Origin of the sequence: Cypionkella sp., from assembly GCF_034376685.1 — a bacterium.
GTDB lineage: Bacteria > Pseudomonadota > Alphaproteobacteria > Rhodobacterales > Rhodobacteraceae > Cypionkella.
Genome location: NZ_JAXMJJ010000062.1, coordinates 26,348 through 41,752 on the forward strand (window position 1 = coordinate 26,348; position 15,405 = coordinate 41,752).

General features: G+C 61.4%; 15 protein-coding genes and 1 pseudogene. 2 read left to right on the forward strand and 14 right to left on the reverse strand.

The window, feature by feature from the left end; all coding sequences use genetic code 11:
• Positions 1-57 precede the first annotated feature (57 nt).
• Positions 58-699 (forward strand): ligase-associated DNA damage response endonuclease PdeM, encoded by a 642-nt coding sequence (gene pdeM, locus U1A24_RS12255; protein ID WP_322322252.1) that lies wholly within the window; start codon positions 58-60, stop codon positions 697-699.
• A 2-nt stretch (positions 700-701) separates the two neighbouring features.
• Here pdeM and U1A24_RS12260 read toward each other — a convergent pair whose 3' ends face one another.
• From U1A24_RS12260 to U1A24_RS12285, 6 genes are all read right to left on the reverse strand, one after another.
• The gene (locus U1A24_RS12260) at positions 702-1,451 is read right to left on the reverse strand and encodes a LytTR family DNA-binding domain-containing protein (RefSeq protein WP_322322253.1); all 750 of its coding nucleotides are present in this window, start codon (positions 1,449-1,451) and stop codon (positions 702-704) included.
• Between the two features lie 162 nt (positions 1,452-1,613).
• Positions 1,614-2,504: a bifunctional methylenetetrahydrofolate dehydrogenase/methenyltetrahydrofolate cyclohydrolase FolD gene (gene folD, locus U1A24_RS12265; protein ID WP_322322254.1), complete on the reverse strand. Its 891-nt coding sequence runs from the start codon at positions 2,502-2,504 to the stop codon at positions 1,614-1,616.
• A 12-nt stretch (positions 2,505-2,516) separates the two neighbouring features.
• Positions 2,517-3,395, reverse strand: a complete 879-nt coding sequence (locus tag U1A24_RS12270; RefSeq protein ID WP_322322255.1) for a bifunctional 5,10-methylenetetrahydrofolate dehydrogenase/5,10-methenyltetrahydrofolate cyclohydrolase — start codon at positions 3,393-3,395, stop codon at positions 2,517-2,519.
• Positions 3,376-3,630 (reverse strand): hypothetical protein, encoded by a 255-nt coding sequence (locus U1A24_RS12275; protein WP_322322256.1) that lies wholly within the window; start codon positions 3,628-3,630, stop codon positions 3,376-3,378. Before U1A24_RS12275 ends, U1A24_RS12270 begins: the two co-directional genes overlap by 20 nt.
• Before the next feature lie 56 nt (positions 3,631-3,686).
• Positions 3,687-3,983 carry a chorismate mutase gene (locus U1A24_RS12280; RefSeq protein ID WP_322322257.1) on the reverse strand — a complete coding sequence of 99 codons (297 nt, stop codon included), beginning with the start codon at positions 3,981-3,983 and terminating at the stop codon, positions 3,687-3,689.
• 75 nt (positions 3,984-4,058) lie between these two features.
• The gene (locus tag U1A24_RS12285) at positions 4,059-5,735 is read right to left on the reverse strand and encodes a formate--tetrahydrofolate ligase (protein ID WP_322322258.1); all 1,677 of its coding nucleotides are present in this window, start codon (positions 5,733-5,735) and stop codon (positions 4,059-4,061) included.
• Positions 5,736-6,048: 313 nt separating this feature from the next.
• On the opposite strand from U1A24_RS12285, the gene U1A24_RS12290 reads away from it, so the two are divergent.
• Complete coding sequence (locus U1A24_RS12290) at positions 6,049-7,260, forward strand: calcium-binding protein (RefSeq protein ID WP_322322259.1); 1,212 nt, start codon at positions 6,049-6,051, stop codon at positions 7,258-7,260.
• Here the strand turns inward: U1A24_RS12290 and U1A24_RS12295 are convergent.
• The 8 genes and pseudogenes from U1A24_RS12295 to U1A24_RS12330 form a co-directional block, all read right to left on the reverse strand.
• A complete protein-coding gene (locus U1A24_RS12295) occupies positions 7,257-7,862 on the reverse strand; it encodes an MOSC domain-containing protein (RefSeq protein ID WP_322322260.1) in 606 nt (201 codons plus the stop codon). The genes U1A24_RS12290 and U1A24_RS12295 overlap by 4 nt on opposite strands.
• A gap of 1 nt (position 7,863) precedes the next feature.
• Complete coding sequence (locus tag U1A24_RS12300; protein WP_322322261.1) at positions 7,864-8,646, reverse strand: methyltransferase domain-containing protein; 783 nt, start codon at positions 8,644-8,646, stop codon at positions 7,864-7,866.
• Positions 8,643-10,556, reverse strand: coding sequence for an ATP-dependent zinc metalloprotease FtsH (ftsH, locus tag U1A24_RS12305; RefSeq protein WP_322322262.1), 1,914 nt, complete (start codon positions 10,554-10,556; stop codon positions 8,643-8,645). The genes U1A24_RS12300 and ftsH overlap by 4 nt, the downstream gene beginning before the upstream one ends.
• Before the next feature lie 84 nt (positions 10,557-10,640).
• Positions 10,641-11,897 (reverse strand): tRNA lysidine(34) synthetase TilS, encoded by a 1,257-nt coding sequence (tilS, locus tag U1A24_RS12310; protein ID WP_322322263.1) that lies wholly within the window; start codon positions 11,895-11,897, stop codon positions 10,641-10,643.
• On the reverse strand, positions 11,888-12,721 hold the full coding sequence (gene ybgF, locus U1A24_RS12315; RefSeq protein ID WP_322322264.1) for a tol-pal system protein YbgF: 834 nt from the start codon (positions 12,719-12,721) through the stop codon (positions 11,888-11,890). The genes tilS and ybgF overlap by 10 nt, the downstream gene beginning before the upstream one ends.
• A gap of 55 nt (positions 12,722-12,776) precedes the next feature.
• Complete coding sequence (gene pal / locus U1A24_RS12320) at positions 12,777-13,307, reverse strand: peptidoglycan-associated lipoprotein Pal (RefSeq protein ID WP_322322265.1); 531 nt, start codon at positions 13,305-13,307, stop codon at positions 12,777-12,779.
• A gap of 107 nt (positions 13,308-13,414) precedes the next feature.
• Positions 13,415-14,731: a Tol-Pal system beta propeller repeat protein TolB gene (tolB, locus tag U1A24_RS12325; RefSeq protein ID WP_322322266.1), complete on the reverse strand. Its 1,317-nt coding sequence runs from the start codon at positions 14,729-14,731 to the stop codon at positions 13,415-13,417.
• Between the two features lie 95 nt (positions 14,732-14,826).
• Positions 14,827-15,405: pseudogene (locus U1A24_RS12330) on the reverse strand (hypothetical protein); the annotation flags it as partial.

The window sequence follows — 15,405 nt, forward strand, 5'->3', positions numbered from 1 at the left end:
CCACGGAAGGCGGGCAGGCCTTGTCAAGTTTGCCAGCGCAAGGCAAAGCTGCTGACCATGTATCGGTTTTCCCTTGCCTCGGCTGATCTGATCGCCCTGCGCTCTGGCGCGTTGCACTGGCCTGCCGAACGGCTTCTGGTGGTGTCTGATCTGCATTTTGGCAAATCGGAACGCCTCGCACGGCGCGGAGGCACGCTGCTGCCGCCGTTTGAGACCCGCGACACCCTGCAACGGCTGGATGATGATCTGGAGGCGACGGGCGCGCGGGTGGTGATCTGTCTGGGCGACAGTTTCGATGACCTGCACGCTGCCGAAGCGATGGATCCTGCTGATCAGTTGTGGCTGACCCGGCTGATGGCGGGGCGCGATTGGATCTGGATCGAGGGCAACCACGATGCGGGCCCGTTTGCTTTGGGCGGCAGTCATCGCGCCGAACTTCACGTCGGCCCGCTGGCGTTTCGCCATATTGGGACTGCGGAAACGCCGGAGATATCAGGACATTACCATCCAAAGCTGCGGCTGGCAGGCCAAGTGCGGCGCTGTTTTCTGATCGACGCCGCGCGGGTGATCCTGCCCGCTTATGGCAGCTACACCGGCGGGCTGTGGAGCCATGATCCGGCGCTGACCACTTTGATGCAGCCGCAGGCGCGGGCGGTGGCGATTGGCAAAACCGCCCTGCCGCTGCCAATGCCGCGCTGAGCCTACAGCAGCCCCCGTGCTGCAAGCTTGTCGCGATGGTTCTTTGAGACCGGCAGCCGGTTGCCGCCTGCAAGCACCACGAACAGCTTGGCGCCCTCGCGCTCGACGCGGTGCAGCGCGGCCCAAGCCACCCAATGCGACCGATGAATTTGCGCACCCTCTACCGGATCGGTCTCGGCCATCGCATCGCTGAGCCGCATCAGCAGGCTGGTGACGCCGCAACTGGTCTGCACATCGACATAGTGATCGCGCACCGAGATCGACCAAAGATCACCGGGCGCGGCCACATCCAGCCGTTGCAACAGCCGCGGCATCCGGGGGGCCTCGGGTTCAGGCTGCGGTTCGGGCTCTGGTACGGCTTCAGAGGTTGCGGACCGGCGGTAAAGCTCTGGCGCAATCGTGCTGCGCAGCGAAGAAAACCCCAGTGACAGCGAGAACACCAGCAGCAGCAGCTCTCCCATACTCGGATAGCTGACGGTGTCAGTCGGCGGGATCTGTTGCAAAAACTGATCCAGCACCGGGGCGATGATCAGGCTGGCAAGGCCCGCGTTCAGCACACTGGCCGAGCGAAACCGCCAAGGCGGCAGGGTGCTGAACACCAGAGCGCGGATCAACACCCCCACCAGCATGATCGCCAGCAACAATGGTGCCACCGCCAGCAAACGCTGTCCAAAACTATAGCTGGCGTAGGTGCCGAACGGCCCTGTCATGGCAACGAAAAGGATCAGGCCCGCCCAAAAACTAAGGGACACGCGTGAGCTTATTTCTTGCTTAAATCTATGGGCAAACGCCGACATGGGCCTCTGGCGCGTTACTGGTTACATCGGCGGTGCTTAGCGACTGGTTATGGTTGTGGCAATCACTTCAATTATTCAAATGGATAGTTGCTGCGTTTTAACAACGCTCTGCGGGTTTCAGGCGGTCAAACCTTCGGGTTCCGGCAGGCCATTGGCGCGGCAACATGCCGTAAGGGCATTGGCCAGCAGACAAGCGATGGTCATCGGGCCAACGCCGCCCGGAACCGGAGTGATGGCGCCCGCGACTTTCGCGGCTGATTCGTAGTGCACATCGCCGACCAGCTTGTTCTTGCCGTCGCGTTCGATGCGGTTGATGCCGACGTCGATCACCGTGGCACCGGGTTTAACGAAATCTCCGGTGATCATTTCAGGGCGACCAACGGCGGCGACAAGGATATCAGCCCCTCGGCAAACCGCCGCGAGATCCTTGGTGCGGCTGTGCGCGATGGTGACGGTGCAGCTGTCGCCCAGCAGCAGTTGCGCCATCGGTTTGCCGACAATGTTGGAACGACCCACCACCACGGCGTTCAGCCCGGCGAGGCTGCCGTGATGGTCGCGCAGCATCATCAGGCAGCCCAGTGGGGTGCAGGGCACCATGCTCTTTTGCCCGGTGCCCAGAAGGCCAACGTTGGAAATGTGAAAGCCATCGACATCCTTTGCCGGATCAATCGTGTTGATGATCAGTTCAGAATTCAGATGAGCTGGCAGCGGCAACTGTACGAGAATGGCGTGGACTTTCGGATCGGCGTTCAGGCTGTTGACCAAGGCCAGCAGATCAGCCTCGGACGTGTCCGCGGGCAGGCGATGTTCGAAAGATGCCATACCTACTTCGATGGTCGAGGCGTGTTTGTTGCGGACATAGACCTGCGATGCCGGGTCTTCCCCCACCAGAACCACCGCCAACCCCGGCTGGATGCCATGGCTTTCGCGCAGCTTGGCGACATGCGCCTGCACTTGCGCACGCACTTTGGCCGCGAAAACTTTGCCGTCGATCACTGTAGCGGTCATCTTGTGTCTCCCTTAACTCGCGGCCGCGAAGGCGCTGCGATAATGGTCCATTTGCATCCGGGTCGCCAGAACGGCGTTTTTCATCAATGTGGCAACGGTCACCGGGCCAACCCCACCGGGAACCGGGGTGATCCAGCCAGCAACCTTTGAGCAGCTTTCAAAATCCGCATCGCCGACCGTTTTGCCATCGACGCGGTTGATGCCAATGTCGATCAAGGCCGAGCCGGGTTTCAGCATCGCGCCTGTCACCAGCCCCGGCTTGCCCACCGCGACGAACACCGCATCGGCGGCACGGCTGTGCACCGCGACTTGCCGTGTCATGTGATGGCAAACAGTCACGGTCGCCCCCAGCCCCATCATCAGAAAGGCAATCGGTTTGCCGACGATTTCGGAATGGCCAATGACGCAAACGTCCAAACCCTCCAACTTCAACGGCAGGGTTTTCAGAATCTCCACCGCCGCGACCGCCGTGCAGGGGCCAAGCGCGAGATCATTGTAGACGATATTGCCAATCGAGGCCGGGTGCATCCCCTCAACATCCTTCAACGGATGCACCGCCTTTTGCAGCGCCTTCACCGGGATATGCGCTGGCAAGGGCCGCTGGATGATGATGCCATTGACGCGGGGATCCGCGTTCAGTCCCGCCAACACGCCGGTAAGCTGTTCCAGCGAAATGCTTTCCGGGTAATTCCGCGCCTCAAACCCAACACCGGCATCATTGGCCTGCCGCTGCTGGTTGCGCACATACAACTCCGCCGCCGCCACATCCCCGACCGAGATTGACACCAGCTTCGGCGTCCAGCCCGCCTCCGTCAAAGCCTGCGCTTCCAGCAAGGTCTCGCCCCGCATCCGCGCCGCAATGGCTTTTCCGTCAATCAGCGTCGCCGTCATACCGGCTTTCCTTACCCGTAACCGGACGCAGCGTGTGCGCCTCATATTTGTAGTAGTTCAGCACAAACAGCCAGACCCGCCGCAAAACCCACATCGACACCGCAAACAGGACACCGCTGCATGCGACGAGCACACTCGCACCGACGAATTGCAGCACCCAAGGAGCGACAATGAACGCCCAAACGTAGAAATCTGCGGCAAGCAGACCGATTGAGAACACCAGAAGGCAAAGCATAACGACAAGTTCTGCTGGCCTACCGCCTGCCCTGCCGTGATGTGTGCCCAAATGGCCTACCCCTGCCCCAGAACCTGTTCCTCTCGGGCAATCGACCATTCGATCAGCCGCCGCCAGAGGTCTTCTGTCAATGCGGGGTCCAACCCTTCGATCAAGGCCCGCGCCCGCACCCGTTCGACCACTTGCTCGACCCGGTCTTCGATCCGGGCTGGCAGCTGTTCGATCTGCTTCAACTGGATGGCGCGGTCGATATAACCCGCCCGCGCCGCCAGTTTTGCCACGATTTCGGCGTCCAGAAGATCAATCTGCACACGCAGATCCTGCATCGTCTGGCAATCAGCGGGGGCCTTCATCACGCTCTCCTTTGGGCTGGCATGGAGTTAATTCCGATACCGCCCAAAGGCAAGGCGACGAATGGCCCCAGCGTCTTAGAACAGCCCTTCGACGTTGCCATCCGCGTTCAGGCGGATCACTTCGGCGGACGGCACTTTCGGCAGACCCGGCATGGTCATGATCTCCCCGCAGATGGCGACGATGAAACCAGCACCTGCCGACAAGCGCACTTCACGCACCGGAACGGTGTGGCCGGTCGGCGCGCCGCGCACGGTCGGATCGGTGGTGAAGCTGTATTGCGTCTTCGCCACGCAGATCGGCAGATGGCCGTAGCCCGCCGCTTCCCAGGTTTTCAGCTGATCGCGGATCGACTTGTCAGCGATCACCGCATCAGCGTGATAAATCCGCTTGGCGATGGTTTCCAGCTTTTGGAACAAGGGCATCTCATCGGGGTAGAGCGGGGCGAAGTTGGCCGCACCGGATTCTGCCATCTGAACAACCTTTTTCGCAAGCTCTTCAATGCCTTCCGAACCCAAGGCCCAGTGCTTGCACAGGATCGCTTCTGCGCCTTGCTCGGCGACATAGGCTTTCACGGCTGCAATCTCGGCATCGGTATCGCTGAAGAAGTGGTTGATCGCGACCACAACCGGCACGCCGAAGCCTTTGACGTTGCCGATGTGCCGGCCCAAATTGGGGCAGCCTTTTTTCACCGCTTCCACGTTTTCCGCACCCAAGTCAGCTTTCGCCACGCCGCCGTTCATCTTCATCGCGCGCACGGTGGCCACGATCACAGCCGCCGAAGGCTTCAGGCCAGCCTTGCGGCATTTGATGTCGAAGAATTTCTCAGCGCCGAGGTCAGCGCCGAAACCAGCTTCGGTCACCACATACTCGCCGAGTTTCAGCGCGGTTTTGGTGGCGATCACCGAGTTACAGCCGTGCGCGATGTTGGCAAACGGGCCGCCATGCACGAAGGCCGGGTTGTTTTCCAGCGTTTGCACGATGTTCGGCTGCATCGCGTCCTTCAGCAGAACGGTCATCGCGCCGTCGGCCTTGATGTCGCGGCAGTAGATCGGGGTTTTCGCACGGGTGTAGGCGACAACAATGCCACCCAGACGCTTTTGCAGATCTTCCAAGTCATTGGAAAGGCACAAGATCGCCATGACTTCGGACGCCACGGTGATGTCAAAGCCGGTCTGACGCGGGAAGCCGTTCGACACGCCGCCCAGGTTCACCACGATGTCACGCAAGGCGCGGTCGTTCATGTCCATGACGCGACGCCAGACGATGCGGCGGGCGTCGATCTCAAGGCTGTTGCCCCAGTAGATGTGGTTGTCGATCATCGCCGACAGCAGGTTATGCGCGGAGGTGATGGCGTGGAAGTCGCCGGTGAAATGCAGGTTCATCTCTTCCATCGGCACGACTTGGGAATAGCCGCCGCCCGCAGCGCCGCCCTTCATGCCAAAGTTCGGGCCCAAGGACGCTTCACGGATACAGACCACGGCCTTTTTGCCGATGCGGTTCAGGCCATCGCCCAAGCCAACGGTGGTGGTGGTCTTGCCTTCGCCAGCCGGCGTCGGGTTGATCGCGGTGACAAGGATCAGCTTGCCATCCGGGCGATCTGCCAGGGATTTGATGAACTCCTGGCTCACCTTGGCCTTGTCATGGCCGTAAGGCAGCAGATGCTCGGACGGGATGCCAAGCTTTGCACCGATCTCCATGATCGGCTTTTTCTTGGCTTCGCGTGCAATCTCAATGTCGGTTTTGAAGGCCATTTCTATCTCCCAAGGGGCACGGACTGTCCCGTTGGCGACGTGATACCGGAGAAAATGGCGATTCAAACGCGCTTTTCCGACTTCTTCCCATGCAAAATCGCCAGCCGAGGTTTCCGATCGGAAAGTGTGGGGCGGGTGGAGGAAAAATTCCACTGATGGAACGCATATTCCATATCAGCGAATGACCGCAGTTGTCATCTGCGCGCGGCTTTGCAGGCTTGAGCAAAGCGCGCTGCGCTCCTAAGCTCGCGATATTTAGCCCGTTCTACAGCAGATTTTCATGGCTCTGGCCGAATTTACCAAGGAATGAAAGATGGCAAACGATATTTATGTGATTGACGTGCTGGCAACCGGCACCGCGACGGTGACCGTCACTGATGATGGCACAGGCATGGATTGGCTGGTTTTTTCCGGCGTTTACGGCAGCCCCACTGACATCCGGTTGACATGGACCTCGGGCGCAGGTGCGTCGACCGACGCGATGGGGTTCTACTACAACCCGACCGGAATAGGGCATCGTCTGGTGGTCAACGGTCTGATCGAGAATGTGCGCGGCAGCAATGGCCTCGACTACATCCAAGGCAACGAGCAGAACAACATCCTCTACGGCGACAATGCCGCCAGTGGGCCGGGCGGCGCGGATTCTCTCTATGGCTACGGCGGCCATGATAAGATCTATGGCGGCGCGGGTCACGACATCATCGAGGGGGCCAGCGGCAATGATGTGCTTTACGGCGACAACGGCAATGACGACATCAGCGGCGGCGATGGCAATGACACGATCAGCGGCGGCGCGGGTGCAGATGTTCTGACGGGTGGCTCGCAGGCCCGCGATCAGGTGAATTACGCCGCATCGAATGCCGCTGTTACGGTGAACATCACCTATGGCTCTGCCACCACCGGCATTGGCGGTCATGCGCAGGGTGACACCATTCGCGGCTTTGCCGATGTGGTCGGCTCTCGGTTCAACGACATTCTGACCGATACCAACAGCGGCACCGTTGGCTTTGGCTATAACGCCAATATCTTCAATGGTGGCGCGGGCAATGATGTGCTGAACCTCGGTGGCGGCGCGGATCGCGGTCTGGGCGGCACTGGCAATGATACGCTGTATGGTGGGATCGGCAATGACACGCTGGACGGCAATGACGGTGCAGATCTGCTGACCGGTGGTTTGGGTCTGGACCGTTTGAACGGCGATGCCGGGGCGGATCAGTTCATTTACACCTCGGTCGCCGAAAGCACCGCGGGGATAGCCGGGCGCGATATTATCCAGGATTTCAGTCGGGCCGAGGGCGACAAGATCAACCTGACAGCCATTGACGCAGATGCCTCGGTGGCGCTGGATCAAAGCTTTGTCTGGCGCGGCGCGCTGGCGTTCAACGGCGTGCATGGCGCGTTGCGGGTGGTCAACTACGGCGCGAACACGCTGGTGCAGGCAGATCTGGATGGCGATAAAGTGGCCGATTTCTCGATTCTGGTGCAGGGCATCAACACTATGGTCGCGAGCGACTTCCTGCTTTAGCCGCTTATGCCTCGGGCTGCCTCCAGCTGCGCCCAAACCGGCTGATCGGGGACGAACAGACGCACCTTGGCGCCCAGCCGCAGTATGCCTTCCGCCTCGACCCAAGCGGTGAGGCCGCGCAGACCTTGGGCGGCGGGTTTGAAATGTTTGCCGAAGCCGGGGTGATTGTTCTCAATCGGACGGGCGGGCAAGGTGCAGGGCCGGTTTTCCATATCAACCACCAGCGTCGCGCCACCTTCGGCCTGCAAGCGGCTGGAGGGCGGCAAATGGCTGAAATCCGGGATGCCTTCGATCACCAGCGAGGTGCCCAGCAGCGCAGGGTCAAGGCGGTCGAGCCCCATCTTCGCCGCGATCTGCGCCAGATCCTCCGCCGCCATCACCGCGAATTGCCGGGTGTTGCGGATGGGATGGTTGCGCTTGTAGAGGGCTGCCACCCGGCTGCAGGCGGGGCGGTTAATGCCGCCATGCGCCTCTCCTTCCGGGCCATCGAAGCCTGCGAAAATCTCGGTCAGCGCGGCACTTTCCAGCGCCGCCTCGCGGTCCGCCACGCGGCCCAGCCAAGTGATGATGCCGTAAAATTCGGTAGGGATCAGTGCGGGCATCTCAGACCTTTAACGTGAAAAACACCCGCTTGAACGGGAACAGCGCCGCGCCATCTGGCAGCAAGGGATAGGCGGCAGAAAGGCTGGCTTCATAGGCGGCGCAAAAGATGGCAAATTCCGCCGCCGACAGCTTTTCCGCAATCGGCCGCATCGCGGTCGCCTGAGTGAACGCGCGCACCGGATGCATCGCAGCGACGGGTTCCAACCGTTGGATATATTCGGTTTCCCAAGCCTCTACCGCACCCAACGGCGACAGCAGCGCGTGATATTCCCCGGCCTTGGCGCAGGGCGAGGTTTCGCGTGAGAAATCAAAGCGGTCGGGAAACATCGACCCCGCAATGTCGCGCAGAAAGCGGTGCGAGGCGGCCTTGAACTGCCGGGGCATCTGCACCGCCAGCACGCCACCGGGCGCAAGATAACCCGCCAGCCGGGGCAACAGTTTGGGATGGTCGGCGACCCACTGCAACGCTGCGTTTGAGAAGATCAGCGCAGGCGGCGTCTCAGGCCGCCAGACCGCAATATCCACGGCGTCAAGGCGGGCATAAATCCCCAAGCTGCGCGCCTGCGCCAGCATGGTTTGCGAGCTGTCCACACCCAGCAAGCGCCGCTCCGAAAATCGCGCCGCCAGTGCCTTTGCCACCCCGCCCTCGCCGCAGCCAAGGTCAACCACCTCACCTTCCGGCAAATCGCCCACCTGTGCCAGCAGGTCCAGTGCAGGGCGCAAACGCAAACCCCGAAACCTTGCGTAGGTATCGGGGTTCCAGTCTTTTTCGCTTGCGCTCACGCAGAGGGCTCCGGGGCTACCGGCGGCACAACCTTGGGTTTGCGCGCTCGGGTTTTCGGGATCGCAATCACCCCCGACCCGCCGCTTGGCCCATCGCCCATGCCGTCATCCACCGCGCTTGGTACATCACCCGCGACCACCTTGCGGATCTCTTCGCCGGTCAGCGTTTCATATTCCAGCAAGCCCTTGGCCAGCCGCTCAAATCCTTCGGCCTGTTCGGTCAGGATGCGGCGCGCGGTTTCGTAGCCTTCGTCGATTAGATACTTCACTTCATGCTCGATCAACATTTTCGTCTCAGCCGAAACAGAAAGCCCCGCGGTTTTGCCCTGATAGCCTTCATGCGCTTCGGCATAGTCGATATTGCCCACCGCATCCGACATGCCCCAGCGCAGCACCATCGCGCGCGCCAAAGCCGAGGCTTGCTGAATGTCGCCCGACGGTCCGTTCGACACGGTATCTTCGCCCCATTTCATGATCTCGGCGGCCTTGCCAGCCATCGTCATCGCGATCTTCTGCTTGCACTCATCCTTGTGCCAGTTCAGCCGATCAATCTCGGGCAGAGATACCACCATCCCCAAAGCGCCACCGCGCGGGATGATCGTGGCTTTGTAGACCGGATCGCATTTCGGCAAGGCCATACCAACAATCGCATGGCCTGCCTCATGGTAAGCGGTATGCTCTTTCTGCTCATCCGTCAGCACCATCGAGCGGCGCTCTGCCCCCATCATCACCTTGTCTTTGGCAGATTCGAAATCCGACATGGTGACAAAACGGCGGCCTACGCGGGCGGCCAAAAGTGCGGCCTCGTTCACAAGGTTCGCAAGGTCGGCACCCGAGAAACCGGGCGTGCCGCGCGCGATCACCCGCAGGTCAACGTCTGGGCCCGAGGGCACTTTACGCGCATGCACCGACAGGATCTTCTCACGGCCTTTGATATCCGGGTTCGGCACATGGATGGTGCGGTCAAACCGGCCGGGGCGCAGCAAAGCCGGGTCCAGCACGTCTTTGCGGTTGGTGGCCGCGACGATGATCACACCTTCATTGGCGTCAAAACCGTCCATCTCAACCAGCAACTGGTTCAAGGTCTGCTCACGTTCATCATTGCCACCGCCGACGCCGACACCACGGGCACGGCCCACGGCGTCGATCTCGTCGATGAACACGATGCAAGGTGCGTTTTTCTTGGCTTGTTCAAACATGTCGCGGACACGGGAGGCACCCACGCCAACGAACATCTCAACGAAATCCGAACCAGAGATGCTGAAGAACGGCACGCCCGCTTCGCCTGCAATCGCCCGCGCCAGCAGGGTTTTACCAGTACCCGGAGGGCCAACAAGCAAAGCGCCTTTCGGGATTTTGCCGCCAAGGCGCGAGAATTTCTGCGGGTTGCGCAGGAATTCAACGATTTCTTCCAGCTCTTCCTTCGCCTCGTCAATGCCCGCCACGTCGTCAAACGTCACCCGGCCCTGCTTTTCGGTCAGCAGTTTGGCGCGCGATTTGCCAAAGCCCATCGCCCCGCCCTTACCGCCGCCCTGCATCCGGTTCATGAAGAAAATCCACACGCCGATCAGCACGATGAACGGCAACCACACCGACATCAGCGACAGGATACCGGATTGCTGCTGGCTTTTTGCTTTGACTTCAACGCCTTTGGCCAACAACCGCTCGGTCAGCATCGGATCGTTCGGCGCGATGGTGGAATAGGTGCTGCCATCCTTGCCCTTGACGATCACGCTTTCGCCATCCAGCGTTGCCGAGGTGACCTCGCCCGCGTCAACCCGCTGAATAAATTCAGAATAAGCCACGGTGGAAGACGCCGAGGTGCCCGCCCCCGTGTTGAACATCTGAAAAAGGGCAAGGATCAGCAGAAAGAGGACGACCCAGAATGCAATATTTCGTGCGTTACCCACGAACTTCTCCGTATGATTGGCCGGGAGGCCCGAATGGGGCCAGTTTCGGCGGTTGTTCTTAAGATAGAGATAAGTCTGCCGGGTTCAATGCGATAAGACAAAGGAACCGAAGCTTACGGCGGGAAATGCCTGCCATCCATTGGAAAATCCGGCGATGGGTGCGGCAATAAGCGTCTGATCCTGCCACACCGCCGGGGTGACCAGCAGCGCATCGCGGGGGATTCCAAGGCTGCGCCAGTCGCCGCACAGGCTCAGGCCATCGGCTCCCAGCGCCCGGATGGTCAGATTGGCGGCGTGCGGCCCGCTCATTTGCCAGCGATTGTCCCACAATTGCGTGGTCGGGCAGGCAAGGCTTTGCACCGCCTTCGCCTCACGCAGAATATAGATCGTATCGGCTTTGGTTTTGAAGCGCACGCCGCCAAGGGTTGCGTCTTTCTGCGCCGCAATCGCCGTTTGAACCGCCATCAGACCAGACTCACGCGGTGGATAGCCCGCCCCGCTGATCCACCGCAGGGCCGTGATCAGCAGGCGGCGTTGGATTTCCTGCGGCTGGTGCAGAAACCCCGCGCGCGGGATGCGCAGCGTTCCGGCCCCGGTCTGGCTGACGCTTTGCGCTGCCGTCTGAACCTGCTGCACAAGGGCTTGGCGCGCGGTTTCCAAATTGTCGCTGACCGCCGCCAGAACCGTCGCCGTGATGCCCAAAGGAGCCAATGTCGCCAACGCGTTGCGGGCTTTGACGCGGGTGTATTGCGAGTCGGCATTGCTTGGATCATCCGCCCATTGGATGCCGTGGCGGCGCAGGTAATCGCGCAGATCTTCGCGCGGGATGCTCAACAACGGGCGGGTGAAGGTGAGGCCGCCCTGCCCCCAGACCTTGCGCATCCCCGACAACCCATCAATCCCCGCCTGCCGGGACAGACCGATCAGAAAGGTCTCGGCCTGATCATCGGCAGTATGGCCGACCGCGATCTGGGTAAGCCCGCGCGCAACCGCCCAAGCCTCCGCCATCTGATACCGCGCGCGGCGCGCCTCATCCATCAGATTGCCCGCAATCTTGCCGTGCTGCCACAGGCTGATCTGGTGCGGAATGCCCCGTGTGCTGCAAAACGCCGCCACCATCTCGGCTTCGGCGCGCGCCCCCGCGCGCAAACCGTGGTCAATGGTGGTCGCCTCAATCCGCAGGCCCTGCGGCGCCGCCAGCCGATGCAGCAGGTGCAGCAGCGCCATCGAATCGCCACCGCCAGAAACCATAACGCCGAGGGCAGCACCCTCGGCATAACAGCGCGCAACGATGTTCAGCAGATGCGCGTCAGGATCGGGCGAGGAAACGCCTACGGACACCCCAGCCCCTGCATCGAGACCTGCGCGTTCGTCGCGTGAATGCTGCCCGGAAAGCGGTTGCCCACTTCGGCCAAGGTCACGCAAGCATCCGGGATCTGGCCCAGCGTGCCCAAAGCCTGCCCCAGTTTCAACAGCGACTCGGCGGCGAACGGCCCGTCGGGTTTGCCCGAAAACGCTTCCAGATAGGCCCGCGCGGCGTTGGCGGTATCGTTCAACTGCGACAAAGCCTCACCGCGGTTGAAGTTGGCTTCCTCGCTCAGCGGGCTGCCAGGATAGGATTGCGTAAAGGTCGCAAAGAGGTCCGCGGCGGCACGAAAGTCACCTTGACCGAGCACCCCCTTGGCCCGGTCAAAATCGTTCTTTTCACCCATCGCCAATTCCGGCGCATCCGCAGCTGCTGTAGTATCCGTGCCTGCCACCGGCGCCGGGTCAGCCACCGGGGCCGCTGCCGTATCGCCGCCCAACAGCGGTGTCTCGGGGATATTCGACGGATCGCAGCCCGTGGTCTGCTCGCACAGCCGGAACTCGATATCGCCGATCCGGTTGGTGCCATCGCTGACCACCCGGTTCACCTTCAGCTCGATTTCCTCGGTCTTGGCGGTGATCCGCGACAAAGCCGCCTCGATCGCATCCATCCGCTGCAAGGCATCCCCGCCCGCAGCCCCGCTGGAGGCCGCGCCCGTTTGCACCAACTCGGCTTTCAAACTGTTGAAATCGGCCGACAACCGGGCCAGTTCGCCCTGAAGATCGGCAAGGGTCTGCGCCTTGTCCTGCGCCAAGGCAGGCAGGGGCAGCAGAGCAAGACACAGAACCAGCCAACGCATCAGATCAGTCTCCGTTTCAGATCGGGGCCTGCATCACCGCAGGCCCCGCTTTACATCAAGCACCAGCGCCCATCGACAAGACCGTCACAGCGCGACGGTTCTTGGAATAGCAGCCCTCGTCCGAGCAGACCTCAATCGGGCGCTCTTTGCCGTAAGAGATCGTCCGCATCCGGCTGGGGGCCACGCCTTGGCTGATCAGGAAATCCTGCACCGAAGCGGCACGACGCGCCCCAAGCGCAAGGTTATACTCGCGGGTGCCCTTTTCATCGGCATGACCTTCGATAATGATCGCGTAATCCCCGTTGGTCGCCAGCCAAGAGGCCTGCCCCGCCAGCACGCCGCGCGCTTCCGGCGTCAGCGTCGATTGGTCCACCGGGAACAACACGCGGTCACCGACCGATTGGTTGAAATAGGCGATCGAGCGCGGGTTGCTCGGGTCGCCCAAACCGTTGGTGTTGATACCCCCGGTGCCTGCGCCGTTGTTCATGCCACCGGCACCATCGGCACCTTTGTAACGGTCGGGGTTGTTACAGGCAGCCAGACCAAGGGCGGCGACCAGCAAAAGGGCTTTCGGAAGCAGGGTCATCAGGGTTCTATCCTTTTCTTATGGGCTCGATTTGGCCCGTTATATCAGCTTTGCGCCGCCAAGGGAATCTGCCCCAACCGCAGCGCTTCAAGAATTACGCCCACCCCTTACGGCAGCATCGGCGACCACGACGGGTCCGAGGCCGGGCCTTCGGTCGGGATCGCCTTCAGGTTCCGCCCCGAGACATCCACCGACATCAGCCCCGCCTGACCGCCCGCGCCCGCGCCTTCGCGGGTGAACATGATCACCCGGCCATTCGGGGCCCAGGTCGGGCCTTCATCCAGGAACGACGCGGTCAGCAGACGCTCTTCGGTGCCATCGGTCAGCATCGCGCCAATGTGGAAACGGCCCTCGTTCTGCTTGGTGAAGGCGATCATATCGCCGCGTGGGCTCCAGACCGGGGTGGAATAGCGGCCCTTGCCCGCCGAAATCCGCACCGCTTCACCACCGCCCGCGCTCATCATATAGATCTGCTGGGTGCCCGAGCGGTCGCTTTCAAACACGATCTGGCTGCCATCCGGGCTGAAGCTGGGCGAAGTTTCAATCGACGGCGCGTCGGTCAGCTGGCTCATCTGGCCCGAGTTGATATCCATCGAGTAAATATCGCTGTTGCCGCCCTTCTCAAGGCTGAACACCACCGTGGTGCCATTCGGGCTGAAGCGCGGCGCGAAGGTCATCGTGCCGGGCACTTCGCCTAGATTGCGGGTTTTCAACGATCCCACATCCATCAGATAAATCGCCGGAAAGCCCGAGGCGTAAGAGGTAAACAGGATCCGGTCGCCATTCGGCGAAAACCGCGGCGCCAGCACGATGCTGCTGCTATCGGTCAGGTATTTCACATTCGCGCCGTCATAATCCATCACGCCCAGACGTTTCTGGCGTTGATTTTTCGGGCCACTTTCCGCGACATAAACCACACGGCTGTCGAAATACGGGCCTTCGCCGGTGATCCGGCTATAGACCGCATCCGCCACCTTATGCGCCATCCGCCGCCAGCTGGCTGGCGTGCCGGCGAATTGCAGCCCCTCGCCCAACGGCTGGCCCGAGGCCACGTCGAACAGGCGGAACTTCACCACAATCCGGTCGCCCGCCGCCTGCACCGCCCCGGTGATCAGCGCCTGGGTGTTGATCGCCTGCCAATCCGGGTAGGAAATCGGCGCGTCAAACGAGGTGACGCGGCTGATATAGGCATCGCGCGGGGTTTCCACGAAAAGCCCGGTCCCGGCCAGATCTGCCGCGACAACCCGCGCGATATCCGTCGCCAGATCCCCCGCACCGCCTTCGTCGATGAAATCCGGCACCGCGAAGGGCATCGGTTCGATCACCGGGCTGTCGATGTCGATGGTGATTTCGGCATGCGCGGCTGTGGTCAGGCTGGAAAACCCGATCAACAGGGCGGCCGTCAGAGATTTGAATGGGCTCATCTTGTCCTCGTTTGGCACGGGCGATTTATCGGGCCTGCTCTGGCCTTGTGACTGTGCGGGTTTCGCGCGGAGTTTGCAGGGGAAAGTTAAGGAAATCATCTCAGCCTCATTCCGCTGGCGTCGAAATTCAGGTTCATCACGTTCCATTCCGCATATTTCGCGGGATCAAGGTCATAGCCCGGCTTGCCACCGCAGCCTTTGACACCCCGGATCACCGCGCGACGGGCGGCTTCAAAGGCTTGGGCTGCAGCACCATCATCGCCGCCCGAGAAGGTGGTCATGGTGATGCCATCGCCGTTCGGCGTGCCGTCTTCCTTCATCTCGACCCGCAGCGTCAGCTTGATGCGTTGAGCTGCGGTCGAAAGCGTGCCGATGTTCCAGCATTGGTTGATCGAAACCCGCAAGCCTTCCTTCTCACCCGCCGTCATCGGCGGGCCTTCAGGAATATCAGCCTGACCACCCTCCTGCTCTGGCGCATCCGAGGTTGCATCGGCCAATGCGGCGTCAATCGCGGCCTGATCGGCGGCCGCTTGCGCGTCGGCTTTCGCCTTGGCTTCCTGAGCCGCCTTCGCATCCGCCTTGGCTTGCGCATCAGCTTTGGCCTTGGCATCCGCCTCGGCCTGCGCATCCAGCGCCACCTGCGGGTCTTCCGTAGGCGTCTCGACCGCAGGCTT

Excerpts from the sequence above, each read along its gene's own strand:
- folD (WP_322322254.1), bottom strand. The coding sequence starts at position 2,504 with ATGACCGCTACAGTGATCGACGGCAAAGTTTTCGCGGCCAAAGTGCGT.
- U1A24_RS12290 (WP_322322259.1), top strand. The coding sequence starts at position 6,049 with ATGGCAAACGATATTTATGTGATTGACGTGCTGGCAACCGGCACCGCG.
- U1A24_RS12285 (WP_322322258.1), bottom strand. The coding sequence starts at position 5,735 with ATGGCCTTCAAAACCGACATTGAGATTGCACGCGAAGCCAAGAAAAAG.
- U1A24_RS12275 (WP_322322256.1), bottom strand. The coding sequence starts at position 3,630 with ATGCTTTGCCTTCTGGTGTTCTCAATCGGTCTGCTTGCCGCAGATTTC.
- U1A24_RS12280 (WP_322322257.1), bottom strand. The coding sequence starts at position 3,983 with ATGAAGGCCCCCGCTGATTGCCAGACGATGCAGGATCTGCGTGTGCAG.
- ybgF (WP_322322264.1), bottom strand. The coding sequence starts at position 12,721 with ATGCGTTGGCTGGTTCTGTGTCTTGCTCTGCTGCCCCTGCCTGCCTTG.
- pdeM (WP_322322252.1), top strand. The coding sequence starts at position 58 with ATGTATCGGTTTTCCCTTGCCTCGGCTGATCTGATCGCCCTGCGCTCT.
- tolB (WP_322322266.1), bottom strand. The coding sequence starts at position 14,731 with ATGAGCCCATTCAAATCTCTGACGGCCGCCCTGTTGATCGGGTTTTCC.
- pal (WP_322322265.1), bottom strand. The coding sequence starts at position 13,307 with ATGACCCTGCTTCCGAAAGCCCTTTTGCTGGTCGCCGCCCTTGGTCTG.
- U1A24_RS12270 (WP_322322255.1), bottom strand. The coding sequence starts at position 3,395 with ATGACGGCGACGCTGATTGACGGAAAAGCCATTGCGGCGCGGATGCGG.
- U1A24_RS12295 (WP_322322260.1), bottom strand. The coding sequence starts at position 7,862 with ATGCCCGCACTGATCCCTACCGAATTTTACGGCATCATCACTTGGCTG.